Source organism: Streptomyces sp. NPDC096323, assembly GCF_040302845.1.
GTDB lineage: Bacteria > Actinomycetota > Actinomycetes > Streptomycetales > Streptomycetaceae > Streptomyces.
Genome location: NZ_JBEOSI010000010.1, coordinates 134419 through 154369 on the forward strand (window position 1 = coordinate 134419; position 19951 = coordinate 154369).

Annotated in this window: 18 protein-coding genes; 6 read left to right on the forward strand and 12 right to left on the reverse strand. The window is 71.4% G+C overall.

Annotated features, from left to right (window positions below; translation table 11 throughout):
* Positions 1–57: 57 nt before the first annotated feature.
* Both ABTX18_RS26865 and ABTX18_RS26870 read right to left on the reverse strand, forming a co-directional pair.
* Positions 58–1665 (reverse strand): AMP-binding protein, encoded by a 1608-nt coding sequence (locus ABTX18_RS26865; RefSeq protein WP_352125323.1) that lies wholly within the window; start codon positions 1663–1665, stop codon positions 58–60.
* Positions 1662–3338, reverse strand: coding sequence for an AMP-binding protein (locus ABTX18_RS26870; protein WP_352125324.1), 1677 nt, complete (start codon positions 3336–3338; stop codon positions 1662–1664). The genes ABTX18_RS26865 and ABTX18_RS26870 overlap by 4 nt, the downstream gene beginning before the upstream one ends.
* Before the next feature lie 146 nt (positions 3339–3484).
* Here ABTX18_RS26870 and ABTX18_RS26875 point away from each other — a divergent pair, with 146 nt between their 5' ends.
* Entirely contained in the window at positions 3485–4327 is an 843-nt protein-coding gene (locus ABTX18_RS26875) for a response regulator transcription factor (protein ID WP_352125325.1), read from the forward strand.
* A gap of 29 nt (positions 4328–4356) precedes the next feature.
* Here the strand turns inward: ABTX18_RS26875 and ABTX18_RS26880 are convergent, their stop codons facing one another.
* Positions 4357–5517 carry a winged helix DNA-binding domain-containing protein gene (locus ABTX18_RS26880; RefSeq protein ID WP_352125326.1) on the reverse strand — a complete coding sequence of 387 codons (1161 nt, stop codon included), beginning with the start codon at positions 5515–5517 and terminating at the stop codon, positions 4357–4359.
* 132 nt (positions 5518–5649) lie between these two features.
* On the opposite strand from ABTX18_RS26880, the gene ABTX18_RS26885 reads away from it, so the two are divergent.
* Positions 5650–6531 carry a DMT family transporter gene (locus ABTX18_RS26885; RefSeq protein WP_352125327.1) on the forward strand — a complete coding sequence of 294 codons (882 nt, stop codon included), beginning with the start codon at positions 5650–5652 and terminating at the stop codon, positions 6529–6531.
* Between the two features lie 44 nt (positions 6532–6575).
* Here ABTX18_RS26885 and ABTX18_RS26890 read toward each other — a convergent pair whose 3' ends face one another.
* Positions 6576–7160 (reverse strand): TerD family protein, encoded by a 585-nt coding sequence (locus ABTX18_RS26890; protein ID WP_352125328.1) that lies wholly within the window; start codon positions 7158–7160, stop codon positions 6576–6578.
* Between the two features lie 203 nt (positions 7161–7363).
* The gene (locus tag ABTX18_RS26895) at positions 7364–7594 is read right to left on the reverse strand and encodes a DUF6296 family protein (RefSeq protein WP_352125329.1); all 231 of its coding nucleotides are present in this window, start codon (positions 7592–7594) and stop codon (positions 7364–7366) included.
* A 279-nt stretch (positions 7595–7873) separates the two neighbouring features.
* Between ABTX18_RS26895 and ABTX18_RS26900 the strand changes: the two genes are divergently transcribed.
* Together ABTX18_RS26900 and ABTX18_RS26905 are read left to right on the forward strand one after the other, a co-directional pair.
* On the forward strand, positions 7874–8329 hold the full coding sequence (locus tag ABTX18_RS26900; protein WP_352125330.1) for a DUF5709 domain-containing protein: 456 nt from the start codon (positions 7874–7876) through the stop codon (positions 8327–8329).
* Between the two features lie 164 nt (positions 8330–8493).
* The gene (locus ABTX18_RS26905; protein WP_352125331.1) at positions 8494–8862 is read left to right on the forward strand and encodes a nuclear transport factor 2 family protein; all 369 of its coding nucleotides are present in this window, start codon (positions 8494–8496) and stop codon (positions 8860–8862) included.
* A gap of 64 nt (positions 8863–8926) precedes the next feature.
* Here ABTX18_RS26905 and ABTX18_RS26910 read toward each other — a convergent pair whose 3' ends face one another.
* The 6 genes from ABTX18_RS26910 to ABTX18_RS26935 form a co-directional block, all read right to left on the reverse strand.
* Positions 8927–10312, reverse strand: a complete 1386-nt coding sequence (locus ABTX18_RS26910; RefSeq protein WP_352125332.1) for an LLM class flavin-dependent oxidoreductase — start codon at positions 10310–10312, stop codon at positions 8927–8929.
* Positions 10296–11099, reverse strand: coding sequence for an ABC transporter ATP-binding protein (locus ABTX18_RS26915; protein ID WP_352125333.1), 804 nt, complete (start codon positions 11097–11099; stop codon positions 10296–10298). Before ABTX18_RS26915 ends, ABTX18_RS26910 begins: the two co-directional genes overlap by 17 nt.
* Positions 11075–11983 carry an ABC transporter permease gene (locus ABTX18_RS26920; RefSeq protein ID WP_352125334.1) on the reverse strand — a complete coding sequence of 303 codons (909 nt, stop codon included), beginning with the start codon at positions 11981–11983 and terminating at the stop codon, positions 11075–11077. Before ABTX18_RS26920 ends, ABTX18_RS26915 begins: the two co-directional genes overlap by 25 nt.
* Positions 11980–13047 carry an ABC transporter substrate-binding protein gene (locus ABTX18_RS26925; RefSeq protein WP_352125335.1) on the reverse strand — a complete coding sequence of 356 codons (1068 nt, stop codon included), beginning with the start codon at positions 13045–13047 and terminating at the stop codon, positions 11980–11982. The genes ABTX18_RS26920 and ABTX18_RS26925 overlap by 4 nt, the downstream gene beginning before the upstream one ends.
* Before the next feature lie 40 nt (positions 13048–13087).
* Positions 13088–13600 (reverse strand): flavin reductase family protein, encoded by a 513-nt coding sequence (locus ABTX18_RS26930; RefSeq protein WP_352125336.1) that lies wholly within the window; start codon positions 13598–13600, stop codon positions 13088–13090.
* A gap of 331 nt (positions 13601–13931) precedes the next feature.
* Positions 13932–15185, reverse strand: coding sequence for an ROK family transcriptional regulator (locus ABTX18_RS26935; protein WP_352125337.1), 1254 nt, complete (start codon positions 15183–15185; stop codon positions 13932–13934).
* A 534-nt stretch (positions 15186–15719) separates the two neighbouring features.
* Here ABTX18_RS26935 and ABTX18_RS26940 point away from each other — a divergent pair.
* Positions 15720–16448 (forward strand): DUF6250 domain-containing protein, encoded by a 729-nt coding sequence (locus tag ABTX18_RS26940; protein WP_352125338.1) that lies wholly within the window; start codon positions 15720–15722, stop codon positions 16446–16448.
* A 146-nt stretch (positions 16449–16594) separates the two neighbouring features.
* On the forward strand, positions 16595–19003 hold the full coding sequence (locus ABTX18_RS26945) for a DUF8508 domain-containing protein (protein WP_352125339.1): 2409 nt from the start codon (positions 16595–16597) through the stop codon (positions 19001–19003).
* 18 nt (positions 19004–19021) lie between these two features.
* On the opposite strand, the gene ABTX18_RS26950 is transcribed toward ABTX18_RS26945, so the two are convergent.
* The gene (locus ABTX18_RS26950) at positions 19022–19942 is read right to left on the reverse strand and encodes an alpha/beta fold hydrolase (RefSeq protein WP_352125340.1); all 921 of its coding nucleotides are present in this window, start codon (positions 19940–19942) and stop codon (positions 19022–19024) included.
* Positions 19943–19951 lie beyond the last annotated feature (9 nt).

The window sequence follows — 19951 nt, forward strand, 5'->3', positions numbered from 1 at the left end:
CGCCGTCCGCCTGCCGCGCACCGGACCTGCCGCCTGGCGAGCCGCCTACGGAGCCGTCTACCGGCCGTAGTTCTCCCGTAGTTCGATCTTCCGGACCTTCCCGCTGACCGTCATCGGGAAGGCTTCCATGATCTGGAGCAGCCGCGGGATCTTGTAGTGGGCCAGCTGCTCGTGGCAGAAGGTCCTGACGTCCTCCAGGGTGGGCGGGTCGGCCGGGTCCGCGGGGATGACGCAGGCCAGGATCTCCTCGCCGTACCGCTTGTCCGGCACGCCCACCACCTGCACATCGGCGACCTTCGGGTGCCGGTAGAGGAACTCCTCGATCTCGCGCGGGTAGACGTTCTCTCCACCCCGGATGATCATGTCCTTGATCCGGCCGACGATCTGCACGTAACCGTCCTCGCGCATCACCGCGAGGTCCCCGGTGTGCATCCAGCGCCCCGCGTCGATCACCTCGGCGGTCCGCTCGGGCTGTTCCCAGTAGCCGAGCATCACGCTGTAGCCGCGGGTGCGGAGTTCGCCCGACGCGCCGCGCTCCAGCGTGACGCCCGTCGCCGGGTCGACGACCTTGACCTCGATGTGCGGCAGCACGCGGCCGACCGTGCCGGTGCGGCGCTCCAGGTCGTCGTCGCGGCGGGTCTGGGTGGAGACGGGGGAGGTCTCCGTCATGCCGTAACAGATGGAGACCTCGTCCATGTGCATCTCGGCGACGACCCGCTTCATCACCTCGACCGGGCAGGGTGAACCGGCCATGATGCCCGTGCGCAGCGAGGAGAGGTCGTACGAGGCGAAGCCGGGGAGGTTCAGCTCCGCGATGAACATGGTGGGCACGCCGTACAGCGAGGTGCAGCGCTCCTGCTGGACGGCGGCGAGGACGGCGGCGGGCTCGAACGCTTCGGCCGGGATCACGATGCAGGCGCCGTGCGAGGTGGCGCCGAGGTTCCCCATGACCATGCCGAAGCAGTGGTAGAACGGCACCGGCAGACAGACGCGGTCCTGTTCGGTGTAGGCGACCGACTCCCCCACGAAATAGCCATTGTTGAGGATATTGTGGTGGGAGAGGGTGGCTCCCTTGGGGAAGCCGGTGGTGCCGGAGGTGTACTGGATGTTGATCGGGTCGTCGCAGGACAGCCCGGCCTCGCGTACGGCGAGTTCTTCCGCGGACACGGATGCGGCGGCGATGAGCAGTTCGTCCCAGGAGCGGTCGCCGATGTAGTGCACGGCGCGCAGGGCGGGGCAGTCCGCCCGGACCTCGTCGACCAGGGCCCGGTAGTCGCTGGTGCGGTGGGCGAGCGAGGCGACCAGCAGGGAGATCCCCGCCTGCTTCAGCACGTACTCCAGCTCGTGCGCGCGGTAGGCGGGGTTGATGTTGACCATGACGGCGCCGATGCGCGCGGTCGCGTACTGGACGAGCACCCACTCCGGGCAGTTGACCGCCCAGATGCCGACCCGGTCCCCCTGCGCCACGCCCGAGGCCATCAGCGCCCGCGCCAGTTCACCGACGGCCGCACCGAACTCGGCGTACGTCCAGCGCCGGCCGGACGGTACGTCGACGAGCGCCTCGCGGTCCGGGAACGCCTCGATCGCCCGGTCGAGGTTGCGGCCGATGGTGTCGCCGAGCAAGGCGGTGGTGCCGGTGCCGTGGGCGTAGGACGGCTCGGTCATGTCAGGTCCCCCTCGCTGTACTCCGTGCCGGTGCCCAGGGCGGTCCGCTCGCGCAGCTCGATGCGGCGGATCTTCCCCGAGACGGTCTTGGGCAGCTCGGCGAACTCCAGCCGGCGGACCCGCTTGTACGGGGCGAGCACGGCCCGGGAGTGGGCGAACAGCACCTTGGCGGTGTCGGGTCCGGGCTCCCAGCCCTCGGCGAGCACGATGTACGCCTTCGGGACGGAGAGCCGCACCGGATCGGGGGCCGGTACGACGGCGGCCTCGGCGACGGCCTCGTGCTCCAGCAGGGCACTCTCCAGCTCGAACGGGGAGATCTTGTAGTCGGAGGACTTGAATACGTCGTCGGCGCGCCCGACGTACGTGATGTAGCCGTCGGCGTCGCGGGTGCCGATGTCGCCCGTGCGGTAGTAGCCGCCCGCCATCGCCTCGGCGGTGCGGTCGGGATCGCCGTGGTATCCGGTCATCAGGCCGACCGGGTGGCTGGACAGGTCGAGGGAGATCTCGCCCTCGACGGCGCCGGGCTCGCCGCTGACCGGGTCGAGGAGGACGACCTTGAAGCCCGGGCTGGGGCGGCCCATCGAACCGGCCTTCAGGACCTGTCCGGGGGTGTTGGCGACCTGCACGGCGGTCTCCGTCTGGCCGAAACCGTCCCGGATGGTGACGCCCCACGCCCGCCGGACCGTCTCGATGACCTCCGGGTTCAGCGGTTCGCCCGCCGCGACGACCTCGCGCGGCGGGGTCTTCAGCTGGGAGAGGTCGGCCTGGATGAGCATGCGCCAGACGGTGGGCGGGGCGCAGAAGCTGGTGACGCCCGAGCGGTCCATCTCTGCCATGAGACGGCCGGCGTCGAAGCGGGTGTAGTTGAAGATGAAGACGGTCGCCTCGGCGCTCCACGGTGCGAAGAGGTTGGACCAGGCGTGCTTGGCCCAGCCGGGCGAGGAGATGTTGAGGTGGACGTCGCCGGGCTTGAGCCCGATCCAGTACATCGTCGACAAGTGGCCCACGGGGTAGGAGACATGGGTGTGCTCGACGAGCTTGGGGCTGGCGGTGGTGCCGGAGGTGAAGTAGAGCATCAGCGGTTCGTCGGTGTCGGTCTCGCGGTCCGCCGTGAACGTCTCCGGCTGCTCGTCGGCCCCGGCGTACGAGATCCAGCCCTCGGTGGCGGCGCCGACGGAGATCCGGGTGTAGTCGCCGGGCACCTCGTCGAACTTGGCGGTGTCGGCGTCCCGCACCAGGACGTGCCGGACCCGGCCGCGCTCGACGCGGTCGCGCAGGTCGACGGGGCCCAGCAGCGGCGTCGCGGGGATGACGACGGCGCGCAGCTTCATCGCGGCGAGCGCGGTCTCCCAGAGCTCCGTCTGGTTGCCGAGCATGACGAGGATGCGGTCGCCCTCCCGTACGCCCTGGGCGCGCAGCCAGTTCGCGGCCTGGTTGGAGCGGGCGGACATCCTGGCGAAGGACATCTCGGTGCGCCCGCCGTCCTCCTCCACGATGTGCAGGGCGGTGCGGTCGTTGCCCTCGGCGATGACGTCGAACCAGTCGAGCGCCCAGTTGAAGTGGTCGCTGCGGGGCCAGCGGAAGCCCTCGTAGGCCGCGGTGTAGTCCTCGCGGTGCCGCAGCAGAAAGTCCCGGGCGGCCCGGAACGTCTCCGTCGCACTGGATGCCGACATGTGCCCTCCTCATTGCGGACCGGACCGGTCACTCTCTCAGCCCGGTCGCTTAACATCATGTAAACAGTGACCCAGGTCTCACCACCCCCGAACGGGGGTGCCGTGGGGGATGCCGTGTCCCCGGGGCCGGGCGGAGAGGCGTCAGCGTGCCGGAATCGGTCGATGCGGTCGAGATGCAAGCGGCGCTGCTGCGGCTGCGCCGGACGAGCGGGCTGCCCGTGGCCTTCGGCGGGCTGCTCTCCGACACCCGCCACGCGAGGATCGCGGAGCTGAACGGGGCGCAGACCACGGCCCTGCGCGGGCTCGTCATCTCGGCAGGCAGCGGTCTCGGCGGGAAGGCGATCGCGCTGTCGCGGCCGTGCGCGGTGACCGACTACGCCTCCTCGCGCCACATCAGCCATGAGTACGACACGGCCGTGGCCGCGGAGGGCCTGCGCTCGGTGGTCGCCGTGCCCGTCGTCGTCCGCCGCAAGGTGCGGGGGGTGCTGTACGGGGCGCTGCGCGCGCCGCTCACGCTCGGGGACCGTACGTTCGACGCCGCGGTGGCGGCGGCCCGTGACGTGGAGCAGGCGCTGGCCGTCCGGGACGAGGTGCAGCAGCTGCTCGCCGTGACCCGGGAGGAGGTCACCGACCCCTTGGCCGCACCCGGGGCGTGGGAGGACGTCCGGGAGGCGCACCGTGAGCTGCGCGCCCTCGCGCCGAAGGTCGTCGACCCGGCGCTGCGCGACGAGTTGCTCGTGGTGTGCGGGCGGCTGGCCGCCGCGGCGGGTGCCCGGGTGCCGAGGGCGCGCGGGTTCCAGCTGGCGCCGCGCGAGGTGGACGTCCTCGCCTGTGTCGCTGCGGGCGCCACGAACGCGGCGGCGGCGGGCCGGCTCGGGCTGCGGCCGGAGACGGTGAAGGGCTATCTGCGCTCCGCGATGCGGAAGCTGGGCGCGCACACCCGGCTGGAGGCGGTCGTCGCGGCCCGGCGGGCGGGGCTGCTGCCGTAGCCCGCGGACTCACCCGCCGTCTCGGAACATCAGTTGTTGTCGAAGTCGATGAACGGGGCGAAGCGGACGTCGTGCCCCCTGCCGTCCGTCATCGCCGTCGTCATCACGGAGAGCAGGGCCACGGCCTCGTCGGTGACCTCGTCCCGCTCGGTCGCGGTGAACGGGCGCAGCTCCTGCACGGTCACCGTCGTCGGCGCGCCGGCCCCGCCGGGCTCGAGTCGCCAGATCGCCGTGAGGAATCCGTCGACCAGCACGCTGCCGTACGCCTGGTTCCCCACCCCGTTGCGCCCCTTGAACCGTGGCGGGATCACGCGGGTCCGGTCCGCGTGGCCGAGCAGGACGTTGTCGAATTCGGGCAGGAAGCGCGGCGGGGCGGGGGTGTCCTCGTCGGGGCGCGGGGCGTCCGGGAGGTCGAAGAGTTCGACGCCGTTCTCGTCCCGGAAGGTGACCAGCTGCGGGCGGAGCCGTTCGAAGGCCTCGCGCAGCCGGGTCAGCCCGGCCCACGACTGCATGTCCCTGACCGAGGCGGGTCCGAAGGCGGCGAGGTAGCGCAGCACGGTGGCGTCGGGCGCGGGGACCGGTGCGGAGGGCCTGCCGAGCCAGTGCTCCGCCGTGGTCAGCGCGACCTGGCCGCTCTTCCCCCATACCCCGCGCGGGGTGACCTGGACGAGCGGCAGCAGACAGCGGGCGGCCGTGCTCAGCGCCTGCGGGTCGGCATCGGGCCACTCGGCGAGGAGATGCGCGCGGATCTCCTTCGGGGTGCGGGGCGCCTCTTCCACGTACGCCCTGCTGAGGTCCTGCAACCGGTCCAGGTCCACACCCACGAGCCCCTTGCGGAAGATCCTCAGCTCCCGGTCGCGGGCCTCCTGGACGAGGGGACGCAGGGTCAGGGCGTCGTCGGCGGTATGGGTGTGGATGGTGGAGCGCAGGGTGACGATGCGCAGGACGTCTCGCGACTCCATCAGCCCCGCCAGCTCGGCCGGTTGGAAACCCTCCAGCCGGGCGAACAGCTGGTAGTAGGGCGGTTTGGTGTTCTGCGCCTGGAGTCCGACGAGATGGCGGACCGCGTCCTTCGCGCTCATCGCCGTACGACGGAGCAGGAGTTGGCGTTCCAGCGTCGCGCGCCCCAGTGCCCGCGGCGTGAGCACGGTGGCCGGGGCGGCGGCGGAGGGCTTCTTCTTCACGGGCATGAACGGCACGCTACGCGGCCATGCGGTCAGTTCCGGTCCTGATGGCGTGACATCCCCGGCCGGCATGCCCCCGCCATGCCGCTGCCCGGCGGGATCCCGGGCTGCGCGCCGCACCACCCCCATCATGGACCGGTGATCAGCGTCCTGTTCGCCGTCCTGACCGCGCTCAGCAACGGCGCGGCCTCCGTCCTCCAGCGCCGCGCCGCCCTCACCGCCCCCGATAGCGACGCGATGCGGCTGTCGCTCATCGGTCATCTGCTGCGCCAGAAGGTGTGGCTGGCCGGGATCGGCCTGGTGATCGTCGCGGCCGTCTGCCAGGCCGTGGCACTGGCCACCGGCCCCATCGCCGTCGTGCAGCCGATCTTCGTGATCGAACTGCCGGCGACGCTTCTGATGGCGGGCTTCGTGATGCGGGTGCGGGTGCCCCGGCCGGTGTGGTTCGGGGTGGCCGCCGTGACGTGCGGCCTGGCCCTCGGCATGGCGTCGGCCGCTCCGGCCGGCGGCAGCGCCACGGTGCGGGGACTGGCGTGGGTGCCGGCGCTGATCCTGACGGCCCTGTTCGAGGCGGCCCTGATCGCGGGCGCCCTGGCCACCCGCGGCAATGCCCGGGCGGCGCTGCTGGGCCTGGCCGCGGCCTGTGCGTACGCACTCACCGCGGCCCTGATGAAGGACGCCATGGCACGGCTCGACGGCGGCGGCGGGGTGGCGGCCCTCTTCACGTCCTGGCAGCTCTACGCCACCGCCGTGGCAGGCGTCGGGGCACTGTTCCTCCTGCAGAACGCGCTGCAGGCGGGGACGCTGGTCGCGGTCCAGCCCTGTCTGACTCTGGGGGACGCCCTGATCAGCATCCTGTACGGGGTGGCCCTGTTCGGCGAGGAGCTGCGCACCGGCTGGTGGCTGCTGCCGGAGCTGCTGGCGCTAGGCCTGATCGCGGCGGGCTGCGTGGAACTGGCGCGTTCGCCGCTGGCCGCCGGGAACGCCGCGGCCCCGGTCCGTACGCGGCGGGTCGACTGAACGCCGCGTGCGGACCGGGGCCGGGGGCTCACGGGCGAGAGGTGTTACTTGCTGACCGCGAAACGCATCAGGGCCTGCTCGTCGCCCTGCTTGATCTTCCCCGTCTCGTTGATCACCTCGAGCTTCCAGCTCCCGCCGGCCCGCATGGCCTTGGCGACGGCGCAGCCGTTGTCGCTGCTGAGCAGGCTCGGCCAGATGTCGGCGACCTGCTGGGTGGTGCCGCCCGTCGCGTCGTACACCTTGAAGCTGATGTTGCGCGCGCTCTGGAAGGAGCTGTGCTTCTTGTACGCGGCGGCGATGAAGACGATGGACGTGATGTTGGCCGGGATCCTGGCGAAATCGACCGTCACCGTCTCGTCGTCGCCGTCACCGTGCCCGGTCTGGTTGTCGCCGCTGTGGGCGAGCGAGCCGTTGCCCAGCGGGTCCAGGGAGTCCAGGCCGGCCAGGCGTACGGGCTCCGCGCCCTGCATCGCGATCGCGATCAGGTCGAGGTCGGTGCCCTTCTTCTGGCGAAGCTTCCCCATCAGCCCGCCACTGGCGCCGACGGTGGCATCCCACGACACCCCGATGGACAGGTGGGTCACCCCGTCCAGATCCGCCGGGCCGTCTTCCTTCTTCAACGTGATCATGCGTGATCCTCTTCGTGGCCAGATTCCTACAGGTCGAGTGTGCCTGGTGCACCCCGGATGCAGCCCCTCGGGGGCAAAATTTCGACCAAGTGTTGGACAGCTCGCCACGCATTGTCCTGCTTCGGCGCGATGTCGGTGGGCGTGCGCGCGTGATAAAGACCCCGAGGGCGTAGGGACGCCCCCGGGGGCACGGGTGGACGCAGTCAGGCGTTCTGCTCCGGCACCACCAGCGGCGTCCCCAGCATCTGGTGCCCGCCACTGGCGATCATGCGCACCTCTCCGCGTTCACTGATCTCCGCGCGGATGATCCCGGTCTCGTCCTCGTAGACCGGATATCCGCCCGCCCCCGACTGCGTGGTCCGCCGGACGATCACTGCGTCGTCCTCCACGGCCGACGACTGAAACACCAGCTGATAACTCTCCGGGTAATCCATGACGGCCTCTCCCACGACGGCCTTCGGGCAGCCTGTCCGGACCGGGTCTTCCGGACGCGCTCTCCTTCCGCGGCGTCCGCGGTCCGGCCTGCACCCTCCATGGTCTCGCAGACCGGCCCTCCCCGCCCGCGCACGGCCGCACGGTGCGGGCCCCGGCCCCGGCTGCCTATCCTGAAGAAGGTAAGGGAAGTTCATTGGCGATCGGGCTGAAACGCCCCTTGCTCCCGCGTCGTACGGCAGGCATGACCCGGGATCCCCGACACCGGGAAGGGAATTGTCATGGATGGTGCCGACCCTCGCGGCGACGATGTGTACCAGCCCCAGGAGCGGGACGCCTCCGACCCCGTCGAGCAGCTCGACACGGAGGAGACCCTCCACAACCGGCAGCTCGCCGACGCCCTGGACGAGGGGTACTCGCCGCCGGAGCGGCCCTGGGCCGTGGAGGACCGGGGCACCACCGCGTCCGAGCAGCTCACCGGGGAGCCGCTGGACGGCCGGCTGGCACGGGAGCTGCCCGAGGCCGCCGATCCTCCCGGCGACGACATGGGCGATCTGCCCGACGGGGACGGGGAGCCCTGGGACGGGGAGGTCGGGGAGGTCCGCGCCGGCCGGCTGACCCGGGACCTGGACCTCAAGGAACCGGACACCATGGCCGGCGAGGATGTCGGGATCGACGGCGCGGCGGCGTCCGCCGAGGAGGCCGCCATGCACGTGATTCCGGACGGCCGGCTGTAGCTGTGAAGCACGGCCGGCTGTCATTGTGAAGCACCGGACCGACGCGTCTTCCCTTTCGCCCTTACCCCGGAGGTAATCGACGCCTCCGGCCCCGTCGGACATCGTGTTCCTCACCAGCACAGCGCTCCGGCCCAGCGGCCGGGGCCGAGGGAGAGGACCGCACGATGACCGCTTACGACGAGGCCGTCCAGCGCTACTTCGCCGCCTGGAACGCCGCCGGCCCCGAGGAGCTGGAGAAGGCCGTCGCCGCCGCGTTCACCGAGGACGCCACGTACACCGACCCGCTGGCCGACGTACGGGGGCACGAGGAGCTGGCCGCCGCGATCGGCGGCGCCCAGAAGCAGTTCCCCGGGTTCGCCTTCCGGCCGGCCGGCGCGGTGGACGGGCACCACGCCCTCGCCCGCTTCAGCTGGGAACTGGTCGCCGCGGCCGATGGTTCGGCGCCCGTCGCAGGTTCGGACGTGATCACCCTCGCCGACGACGGGCGGATCAGCTCGGTCAGCGGATTCCTGGACCGCGTGCCCGGGGCATGACCGGCAGCGACGGCCCTCGGACGGGGCAGCCGGTGTCTCCCGGCCGCCCCGTCCGGGCAGTCCGTCAGCGGACCTCCGCCAGACCGATGCCGAAGTGGCCCTCACTGCGGTCGACGGTCTCGAAGAGCCGGTTGGCGGGCCGCGGCAGCCCGTAATGTCCGCGCAGGGTGCTCGCCGTGTACTCCGTACGGAAGAGGCCGCGTTCCTGGAGGATCGGGACGACCCGGTCGACGAAGACCTCCAGCCCGGACGGCAGGACGGCGGGCATGATGTTGAAACCGTCGGCGGCCCCGCTGTCGTACCACTGCTCGATGGTGTCGGCGACCTGCTCGGCGGTGCCGGCGAAGGTGCGGTGGCCCCGGCCGCCGCCGAGCCGCCCGATGAGCTGACGTACCGTCAGCCGCTCGCGCCTGGCCAGTTCCACGATGAGGGTGTATCGGCTCTTGGCCCCCTCGATCTCGTCCTCGGTGGGGATGTCCTCGGGGAGTTCCGCGTCGAGGTCCAGGTCCTCGGGCGCGAGCTTCAGGCCCTGCGCGAGCTGGCGCTTGGCGTACTCGGGAACGATGAGGTGGTCCAGTTCGGCGTCCAGCGCCAGGGCCTCCGCCTCGGTGTCACCGATCACGGGCACGATGCCGGGCAGGATCTTGATGCCGTCCGGGTGGCGGCCGAGGGCCTCCGCGCGCTGCTTGACGTCCTTGTAGAAGGCGACGCCCTCCTCCAGGGTCTGCTGCGCGGTGAACACCGCCTCCGCGTACCGCGCCGCGAAGTCCTTGCCGTCCTCGCTCGATCCGGCCTGCACGAGCAACGGATAGCCCTGCGGGGGGCGTTGTACATTCAGGGGGCCGTCGACGCGGAAGAACTCACCGCGGTGGCCGATCTTCCGGACCCGTTCGGCCAGGGCGTGGACGCCGCGTTCCTTGTCGGCGATCACTGCGTCGTCGGCCCAGCTGTCCCAGAGCTTGGTGGACACCTCGACGAACTCGCCGGCCCGCCGGTAGCGGTCGCGGTGCAGCGGGGTGTCGTCCAGGCCGAAGTTGCGGGCCGCGTCGGCGCCCGCGGTGGTGACGATGTTCCAGCCGGCCCGGCCTGATGAGACGTGGTCCAGCGAGGCGAAGCGGCGGGCCAGGTTGTACGGCTCGTTGTAGCTCGTCGACGCGGTGGCGATCAGACCGATGTGGCGGGTGGCCCCGGCGAGCGCGGTGAGCAGGACGGTCGGCTCCAGTTTGGCGGCGGGCCGCCGCCCGGGGTCGCCCATCAGGACGGGACTGTCGGCGAGGAACAGCGAGTCCAGCCTGCCGCGTTCGGCGATCCGGGCAAGGTTCTTGTAGTGCTCGATGTCGGCGTTGGCCTCGGCCGGGCTCTCCGGAAGCCGCCAGGACGCCTCGTGGTGGCCGGTGGACATCAGGAAGGCGTTGAGGTGCAGTTGCTTGCGCTCAGGCTTGCCGGGCATGGGATTCCTTCTGGTCCGGGAGGGTGTGGGGCTGGGTGACCCCCAGGGCGGTGAGCAGGGTGTCGCGGTACTCCTGGAACCGGGGGTCGCGGCGGGAGCGCGGGTTGGGCAGGTCGACGGCGAGGTCGACGGAGATCCGGCCGTCCTCCAGGACGAGGACCCGGTCGGCGAGTTCGACGGCCTCGTCGACGTCGTGCGTGACCAGGAGCACCGCGGGGCGGTGGCGCTCGTAGAGTTCGCGCAGCAGGCCGTGCATCTTGATCCGGGTCAGGGCGTCCAGGGCCCCGAACGGTTCGTCGGCCAGGAGGAGTTCCGGCTCGCGGACCAGGGCGCGGGCGAGTGCGGCGCGCTGCTGTTCGCCGCCCGACAGCTCGTGCGGCCAGGACCGGTCGCGGCCTTCCAGGCCGACCTCGGCGAGGGCGGTGAGCCCGCGTTCGCGCGCCTTGGGGCCACGCAGCCCGAGGGTCACGTTGTCGATCACCCGGAGCCAGGGCAGCAGCCGGGAGTCCTGGAAGGAGAGGGAGACCCGGTCGGGGACGGTCAGTTCGCCGGAGCCCTCGACGGTGTGATCGAGCCGGGCGACGGCACGCAGCAGGGTGGACTTGCCGGAGCCGCTGCGCCCGAGCAGCGCGGTGAACTCGCCCGGTGCGACGGTGAGATCGAGCTCCTTGAGGATGTCGCGGTCGCCGAACCGGCGGACGAGATTCCTGGTGCGGATGGCGGGGTCCGCGAGCGCGGTCGTGCCGGTCCCGTGGGCGGGGTTCACCCCGCCAGCGTGCGTCGCCATGACAGGACCCTCCTCTCGACGGCGCGTACCGCCGCGTCCGATGCGAAGCCGAAGATCCCGTAGGCCACCAGGCCCACGATGATCACGTCGGACTGGGCGTACTGCTGGGCCTGGAACATCATGTAACCGATGCCGCTGGTGGCGTTGACCTGCTCGACGACGATCAGCCCGAGCCACGACGCGGTGACGCCGAGGCGCAGCCCGACGAAGAACCCGGGCAGCGAACCGGGCACGACGACCTTGCGGACGAACTGCGCCCGGCTCAGGTCCAGGCCCTCGGCGAGTTCCACGTACTTGCTGTCGATGCCGGTCAGTGAGGCGTACGTGTTGATGTACATGTTCACCGCGACGCCGAGCGCGATGACGGTGACCTTCATCTGTTCGCCGATGCCGAGCCAGAGGATCAGCAGCGGGAGCATGGCCAGGGACGGGATCGCGCGCTTGATCTGGAGCGGCCCGTCGAGGAGGTACTCGCCGGTGCGGCTGAGCCCGGCGGCGACGGCGAGGAGGACCCCGGCGGCCACTCCGAAGAGCAGGCCGAGCCCGGCGCGCTGGAGCGAGATGAGGACGTTGTCCTGGAGCCGGCCGCTGGAGATGAGGTCGGACGCGGTGGACAGGACCGTGCCGGGTCCGGACAGGATGCGCGGGTCGAGGTAGCCGATGGCCGAGGCGAACCACCACAGGGCGATGACCAGCACCGGGCCGATCAGCCGCCCGAAGGGGATGGCGCGGCCCGGGCCGAGGCGTCTGCGAGTGGTGCGCGGTGCGGGCGCGGTGCTCTTGACCTCCGCAGGGCGCCCCCGGTCCGGTCCCCCGGTCTCTCCGGGCGCGGCGCTGGTGGCCGTGCGGCTTGTCGTGCGGGTGTTCGTCAGCAGTTCGGTCATGACGTCTCCCGGTACCGGTCGGCCACGGCCTTGGCCGCGATCCCCTCGAAGCGGCGGTCGAACAGTGCGGCGACGTCCTGCTTCGGTACGAAGCCGCCCTCGGCCATCAGGTCGGCCGTCTCCTGCTCCCAGGCGATGGCCTTGTCCCAGCTGACGGGGAACTGCGGCTTGTGGAGGGAGGCGATGATGCGCTTGCCGTCCTCGCGGGATACGCCCTGGTCCTTGACGTAGTAGGTGTCGATCCACTCGTCGCTGTTCTCCCAGGCCCAGGTCAGTCCCCGGGCCCACACGGGGATGAAACCGCGGACGGCGGCGGCCTTGGCCGGGTCGTTCAGCACCTCGTTGGGCGCCCAGAGGACCGTGAGCAGGTCCACGACGTCGGTCGTCACCCCGCGCGCCCCGTCCTTCCCGTACTGGTCGAGGTACTTGGTGAGGGTCGGTTCGGCCAACGGTGCCACATCGACCTGGCGGGACTGCAGGGCGGTGAGGAACTGGGTGCTGGGCAGGGCGACCAGTTCGACGTCCTTGTTGGCGATGCCCGCCTTCTTCAACGCGCGCAGGACGACGACGCCCTGTGCCTGGCCCTGGGAGAAACCGATCTTCTTCCCGCGGAAGTCGGCCACGGACCTGATCTCCGAGCCGGGTGCGGTCGCGAAAACGTACGAGGGACGGTTCCGGGCCTGTACGGCGACGATCTTCGCTCCGACGCCGATGGCATGGGCCTGGATCGGCGGAATTCCGGCGTTGACCGCGAGGTCGATGGAGTGGGCCCGGAATCCCTGGATGATATCGGGGCCCGCGGCCAGATTGGGCCATTGCGAGACGGTGAAGTGGAGATCCTTCTCCAGTCCGGCCGGCTTGAGCTGGAGTTGCGTGGTGTGGACGGCTACGGAGAGTTTCGTGCCTGGCGGCGGCGCCCCCGAGGGGAGTTTCCCGGACGGCTCGGCGCTCGCCGCTGTTTTGACCTGGGGTGAGCAGGCGGCGAGAGCGCCGATGGCCGTTCCGCCGGCGAGGGCGAGAAACGACCTGCGGCCGACGGTCCTGTGTGTGTCGTGGCGTGTCATGGTGAATTCCTGATCCGTAGGTTTCCGGGGTGGGCGGCTGTCAGAGGGAGTGGTAGGAGCCGTCGTGGAAGAGGAGCGGGCTGCGTCCCTCGTCGAGCCGGGCGTCCACCACCCGGGCGATGACGATGCGGTGGTCGCCGGCCGGGACGATCTGCTCGGTCTCCAGCCGCAGCCAGCCGGTCACCCCGTCGAGCACCGGCTCCCCCTCCGGCAGGCGGCGCCAGCGGGTGGGCGCGGCGAACCGGTCGATGCCGCTGGTCGCGAAGGTGGTGGCCAGGGTCTGCTGTTCGGCGCCGAGGAAGTTCACGACGGCGGTGCCGGCCCGTTCGATGTGCGGCCAGGACGAGGTGCCGGTACCGATGCCGAACGACACCAGCGGCGGATCGAGCGACAGCGAACTGAGCGAGGTCGCGGTGAAGCCGATGGGGCCGTGGCCCGCGTCGGCGGTGATGACGACGACTCCGGCGGGATAGCGGCGGAACGCCTTCTTGAACCGGTCGGGGGCGACACCCTTCGCGGACGGCGCCAGGTATGAGGACACGGTGACGGTCAACGTCTCTCCCGGGGTGGAAATCTGGAAAGGAGGCAGGGAATTGCCTGGGATGCACGAAAAAAATGCAGGCCGAAAGCGCGAGGCGGCGCATTGTGCGCGGACTCGGACGAAATTCAGCAGGTGTTTACCGGAGGCCCGGACAGGGGCGACAACACAGCGGCCGGGCGGAAATCGGCGCCGGCGCGGCAGCCGAGCGGAAGTCACGCGTCGCCGAGGACGCGTACCTTGAATTCCGCTGTCGGCTGGTCATGAATCCATCATCTCGTTCGGTCCGGCGTCCGGTCAACAATGCAACTGCCTGAATTAAGTCGCGTACGGAATCGAAGGGGCGTCAGGAGGCCGCCGCCGGCGCGGGCCAGGCACCGAGGGGGTCGGCGTACAGCGCACCGAGCGCCACCGCGCCCCCGGCCGTCGCCAGGACCGAACCGGTGAAGCTGGTCGGCACGACGACCCGCTCCGGGTCGTCGCAGACCCAGGAACGCTCCGCCACCTCCGCCCGCAGGTCATCCATACACTCCGGGATCCGGCCGACTCCCGGCTCGACGACGACGAGGACCTCGGGATCGAACATGTCCAGCAGGAGCGCCGCGGCCCGGCCCACCAGGCGCGCCCTGCGGCGGAACAGCGCGACGGCCCGCTCCTCACCGGCCAGCGCCTGTTCCAGCAGCTCCGGAAACGATCCGACGGCCAGCCCCTTCCCGGCAGCACGCCGCACCATGGCCCGCTCCGACACCTCCGACTGGAGGCACCCGGACCGCCCGCAGGCGCACGGTTCCGTGCCGCCCGTCCCGCCTGCCCCGAGCGGCAGATGCGCCACACTGCCGGCCCCGGAGCGCGGACCCCGGTGCATGGCCCCCTCGGTGGCGAAGGCGGCGTCCACGACGGCGCCGACGAACAGCAGGACCGTGCTGGTCCGGGTCGACGTCTCGCCGAACAGCTGCTCGGCCCGCGCCAACGCCCGGGAGTGGCTGTCCACATGGACCGGCAGACCGGTCGCGGCGCCGAGGATGTCGCGGACCGGCACATCGCGCCAGCCGAGCTGGGGATGCTCCACGATCACACCGGCCACGGGGTCGACCCGGTGGCCGGTGGCGAAGCCCAGGGCGAGCACCGTGCGTCCGCTTCCGTGCGCGGCGGCCAACCGGCCCAGACGGGCGACGAGTTCACCGAGCATCCGGCGGGGGTCAGTGGTGCGGTGCGGCTGCCGTTCCTCGGCCACGATCCGGCCCCGCAGATCCATCAGGGACACGGTGGAGTGGGCGACGGCGATGTGCGCCCCGGCCACCAGGTAGCGGCCCGTGTCGATCTCGACGGGGATGTGCGGCCGGCCGAGCCCCTTGGGCCCGGAGGTCTCCGCGCTCTCCCGGACCAGTCCGCGGGCGAGCAGCCGGCCGACGTGCCCGCTGACGGACGCGGGCGAGAGGCCGGTGAGACGGGCGACAGTGGAGCGGGCGACCGGCCCGTGGTCGAGGATCGCCCCGAGCACGGATCCGGTACCCCCGACGCGGCGGGCAGATCCGGCGGAGGGTATGTCGGCGCGAAGCAGCGGGCTGGGGCGGCGGGCGGCCGCGGACGGACTCTTCACGTGTCTTCCAGGTCCTTGATGGCAGCGGGTGACGCGGTGCGCGCTCCTCGAAGGAGGGCGTGGCAGACGCATGCTGACGTGGTGTCAGCTCGGCGGTCTGCTGTCCCGTGGCGAGAAACACCCTGCGTGATCCGGGGACCAACCCGGGGGGAATGTCCCGGTGGCCGGACGCGCGGGCGCCGTGCTCTCAGTCCTGATGACACGCGGCGGAGCACACACGCTTGAGGTCGACATGACCTCGCGTCGTCAGGTGTGTGGTTCGCTGCATGTCGCGCAAGGTAGCCGGAATGACGTAACCCGGTCAAACCACTGCCCGCATCATGGACAGCCGCACAAGTGGCGTGTACAGCCGACACGTTGCGGTGGTGCGCCACCGTCTCGGACGGTAGTGGGGACGGGATCCGGTTGAAACGTGGTCGGCGTATTTCGGTTCCGTTGCGGGATCACCCACAACACTGGCGTCGAAACGTTTCAACCGCCACAGTGCTTCTCTGTCCGCCTCCTCCCCCGCCGCACCCAAGGAGTCCTCACCTCATGACGCCCACGACCCGCCGCGGTTTCGGGGCCCTGGCCGCCGCAGCCGCACTGTCGGCCCTGGTCCCGGCCACCGCAGCCGCGGCACCGCGCCCGCCCCACCCCCGGCGCGGCCGGCTCATCGCCTCCGACTCGTTCCGGCACGGCCTCGGTCAGTGGTCGGCCGAGCTGGAGAGCGGGGGCAGCGTCACCGCCTCGCGCGGCGTTCTGGACATCGATGTGCCCGGCGGCGCCACGGTCTGGTTCAGGCAGCCGCTGCGTGGTCCCTACCTTCTGGAGTACACCGCCACCCCGGTCTCCGAGGGCGGGGCCAACGACCGGGTCTCCGACCTCAACAACTTCTGGAACGCGAGCGATGTCCGCTCCCCCGGCGACCTCTTCGCCACCCGGCGCGGCGGCGCGCTCCCCGAGTACGACTACCTCACGACGTACTACTCGGGCTACGGCGCGAACTACAACACCACGACCCGACTGCGGCGCTACATCGGCGAGGCCGCCGTCCGCCCGCTGCTGCTCGACTACACGGAACCGCTCCTGACCGCCAACGAACCCAACCACGTACGGATCGTCTCGGACGGGTCGACGGTCCAGTGGTGGGACAACGGGCGACTGGTCTTCGACTACCGCGACCCCGAGCCCTACACGGGCGGGCACTTCGCGTTCCGCACCGTGCTGAGCCACTTCCGGATCAGCGACTTCCGGGTCAGCGAGCTGAGGCACCGGCGGTAGCCCGGGCGACGGGCTGCCACGCCCCCTGAATCCCGCGCCCCGGCCGGCCGCCGGGGCGATTCCTGGAATTAACCTCTGATCCCTTGTCACGACCGGTTCTACGCGCATAGCTTATGCCCCTCATCACACTCTGAGGGGCAGTCTCCGTGCGCATATCCAGATCCCGTTCCGTCCTGCTGGCCGGCGCGGTCGCCGTGACCCTCTCGGCGACCGCGCTGCCCGCCGCCTTCGCGGCCCCGTCCGCGACCGCCGTGATCTCCGAGGTGTACGGCGGCGGCGGGAACTCGGGAGCCACGCTCACCCGCGACTTCGTCGAGCTGGCCAACGCCGGCTCCGCCGCGTACGACCTGTCCGGGTTCAGCGTCCAGTACCTGCCCGGCGCCCCGTCCGCGGGCTCCCTGTGGCAGGTCTCGGCGCTGACCGGTTCCGTCGCGCCCGGCGGCCGCTATCTGGTCGCCCAAGCGGCCGGGACCGGCGGCACGGTCGCCCTGCCCGCCCCGGACGCCACAGGCACCGTCGCCATGTCCGCCGCCAGCGGCACCGTCGCGCTCGTCTCCGGCACCACGCCGCTGAGCTGCAAGACCGCGGCGGACTGTGCCGCCGACGCCCGCGTCGTCGACCTGGTCGGCTACGGCTCCGCGGTCGTCCGGGAAGGCAGCGGACCGGCCACTGGCGCCTCCGCCACCGCGTCCGTGGCGCGCGCGGCCTCCCTGGCCGACACCGACGACAACGGCGCGGACCTGTCCCCCGCCGCCCCCACCCCCGTCAACGCCGCGGGGCAGACGTCCGGCGGCGGCACTGACCCGGGCGACCCGGGCAACCCGACCGAGCCCGGCACCGTGCGCGTGCACGACATCCAGGGCACCACCCGGGTCTCCCCGCTCGACGGCAAGGCGGTGACCGGTGTCCCCGGCATCGTGACCGCGGTGCGCACCACGGGTTCGCGCGGTTTCTGGATCCAGGACGCCACCCCGGACGCGGACGCACGCACCGGCGAAGGCGTCTTCGTCTACACGGGCTCCGCCGCCCCGGCGGTCGCGGTGGGCGACTCCGTACTGATCAGCGGCAAGGTCGACGAGTACTACCCGTCGGCCACCACCCAGTCCATCACCGAGATCACCGCCCCGAGGACCACGGTCCTCTCGTCCGGCAACGCCCTGCCGGCGCCGGTGGTGCTCGACGCGGCCGCGCTGCCCGCCGCCTACGTCCCCTCGGGCGGCGGCGGCTCGATCGACGCGCTGCCGCTGGAGCCGTCGGCGTACGCCCTCGACCTCTACGAGGCCCTCGAAGGCAGCCGCGTACAGATCGCCGACACCCGCGTCACCGGTGCCACGACCGCGTACGACGAGATCTGGGTGACCGTCGACCCGGAGCAGAACCCGACCCGGCGCGGCGGCACGCTGTACTCCTCGTACACCGACCAGAACAGCGGCCGGATCAAGGTGATGTCGCTCGACACCACGCGCCCCTTCCCCGTCGGGAACGTGGGCGACGTGCTGTCCGGCACCACCACCGGCGTGATCGACTACGCCTCGTTCGGCGGCTACAACCTCCAGGCGACCGAGCTCGGCACGCTCACCGACCATCACCTCCGCCGCGAGGTCACGCGGCCGCAGAAGGGCGGCGAGCTGGCCGTCGCCACGTACAACGTGGAGAACCTGGACGCGCTGGACGACCAGGCCAAGTTCGACACGCTCGCCGAGGGCGTCGCGGTGAACCTCTCGTCCCCCGACATCGTCTCGCTGGAGGAGATCCAGGACGACAACGGCGCGGTCAGCGACGGCACGGTCGGCTCCGAGGCGACGCTGCAGCGGTTCACCGACGCGATCGTCGCGGCGGGCGGGCCCCGTTACGACTGGCGGTACGTCGCCCCGCAGGACGGCCAGGACGGCGGTGAGCCCGGCGGCAACATCCGCAACGTCTTCCTCTTCAACCCGGACCGCGTCTCCTTCGTGGACCGTCCGGGCGGCGACGCGACCACGGCGGTGACCGCGGTGCCCACCAAGAAGGGCGTCACCCTGTCGGTGTCGCCGGGCCGCATCGACCCGGCGAGCGGGGCGTGGGCCGACAGCCGCAAGCCCCTGGTCGGCGAATTCCGCTTCCACGGCAAGCCGGTGTTCGTCATCGGGAACCACTTCACCTCCAAGGGCGGCGACCAGCCTCTGCACGGCCGCTACCAGGAGCCGTCGCGCAGTTCGGAGACGAAGCGGGTCCAGCAGGCGGCGGAGGTCAACACCTTCGTGAAGTCCCTGCTGGCGGCGGACAAGTCGGCGCGGGTCGTCACGCTCGGCGACCTCAACGACTTCGCGTTCTCGCCGACGATGTCCGCGCTGACGGCCGGCAAGGCGCTCAAGCCGCTCATCACCACGCTGCCGGCGGACGAGCAGTACAGCTATGTGTACGAGGGCAACTCCCAGACGCTGGACCACATCCTGACGAGCCCCGGCATCGGGCGGTTCGACTACGACGTGGTGCACATCAACGCGGAGTTCGCCGACCAGGCGAGCGACCACGACCCGCAGATCGTGCGCGTCAAGGTCGAAGGCCGCCCCTGATCCGGCCGGCCGGGCCGCTCAGCGGCCCGGCCGCGGCAGGACCGTGCCTGCCGCGCCCGTCCTTGGGCGCGGCAGCGCGGCGAGCGGTCGCAGGGCGGGTGCCGCCTCCAGGGGGCGGTCGGTGAAGAAGCGGGCGGCCAGGTCCGCGACGTCGTCGGGCCGTTCGAGGACGACCCAGTGGTCGGAGTCGCCGATCGTCAGGAAGCGGCTGCCCTCGATCGTCGCCGCGAAAGCGCGCTGCCGCTCGGGGGAGGTCACGGTGTCGTGCTCGCCCGCGAAGACGAGCGCGGGCACCCCGCTCAGCCCGCCGGAGAAGTCCGGCCGGTGCCCCAGCGCCCGGCGCAGCGACTGCGCCGCGTGCGGGGAATGGGTCAGCGCGTGCAGGAACGACCGCCGGACATAGCGCCGGGCGAGCTCCCTGCGGTGGACGCGGCGCGCCGGGTCCAGACACATCAGCGCCTCTGCGGTCAGGGTGGCGAGGCCCTCCATGTCGCCGGCCCCCAGCCGCTCGACGGCCCGCCCCCACTGGCTCCGCTGCGCTTCGCTGATGTGCGCGGGCACGCCGCCGAGGACCAGCCGGGCGATCCGGCCGGGGTCCTGCCGGGCGCAGCCGAACGCGATCGACGTGCCGTAGGAGAAGCCGAAGAGGTTGACCCGGTCCACGCCCAGGTCGTCGATGATGCCGGCGACTGCGGCGTACAGGAGGTCATCGCCGGTGCCGGGCGGCAGCGGATCGGCGCCGCCCATGCCGGGTAGGTCGGCGGTGACGACCGTGGCGTGCGGGCCGAGGTGCTCGTCCATCTGCGGCCAGCCGTACATCCCCTGCAGCGCGCCGCCGAGCATGACGACCGGTTCGGTGCGGGGCGAGGGCTGTGCGAGGACGCGGTAGCTGTAGCGCAGCCCGTGTACCGACAGGTTCCGGACGATCTCGTCGGGCATGGTCATTGG

Excerpts from the sequence above, each read along its gene's own strand:
- ABTX18_RS26865 (WP_352125323.1), bottom strand. The coding sequence starts at position 1,665 with ATGACCGAGCCGTCCTACGCCCACGGCACCGGCACCACCGCCTTGCTC.
- ABTX18_RS26870 (WP_352125324.1), bottom strand. The coding sequence starts at position 3,338 with ATGTCGGCATCCAGTGCGACGGAGACGTTCCGGGCCGCCCGGGACTTT.
- ABTX18_RS26880 (WP_352125326.1), bottom strand. The coding sequence starts at position 5,517 with ATGCCCGTGAAGAAGAAGCCCTCCGCCGCCGCCCCGGCCACCGTGCTC.
- ABTX18_RS26890 (WP_352125328.1), bottom strand. The coding sequence starts at position 7,160 with ATGATCACGTTGAAGAAGGAAGACGGCCCGGCGGATCTGGACGGGGTG.
- ABTX18_RS26895 (WP_352125329.1), bottom strand. The coding sequence starts at position 7,594 with ATGGATTACCCGGAGAGTTATCAGCTGGTGTTTCAGTCGTCGGCCGTG.
- ABTX18_RS26900 (WP_352125330.1), top strand. The coding sequence starts at position 7,874 with ATGGATGGTGCCGACCCTCGCGGCGACGATGTGTACCAGCCCCAGGAG.
- ABTX18_RS26905 (WP_352125331.1), top strand. The coding sequence starts at position 8,494 with ATGACCGCTTACGACGAGGCCGTCCAGCGCTACTTCGCCGCCTGGAAC.
- ABTX18_RS26910 (WP_352125332.1), bottom strand. The coding sequence starts at position 10,312 with ATGCCCGGCAAGCCTGAGCGCAAGCAACTGCACCTCAACGCCTTCCTG.
- ABTX18_RS26915 (WP_352125333.1), bottom strand. The coding sequence starts at position 11,099 with ATGGCGACGCACGCTGGCGGGGTGAACCCCGCCCACGGGACCGGCACG.
- ABTX18_RS26920 (WP_352125334.1), bottom strand. The coding sequence starts at position 11,983 with ATGACCGAACTGCTGACGAACACCCGCACGACAAGCCGCACGGCCACC.
- ABTX18_RS26925 (WP_352125335.1), bottom strand. The coding sequence starts at position 13,047 with ATGACACGCCACGACACACACAGGACCGTCGGCCGCAGGTCGTTTCTC.
- ABTX18_RS26940 (WP_352125338.1), top strand. The coding sequence starts at position 15,720 with ATGACGCCCACGACCCGCCGCGGTTTCGGGGCCCTGGCCGCCGCAGCC.
- ABTX18_RS26950 (WP_352125340.1), bottom strand. The coding sequence starts at position 19,942 with ATGCCCGACGAGATCGTCCGGAACCTGTCGGTACACGGGCTGCGCTAC.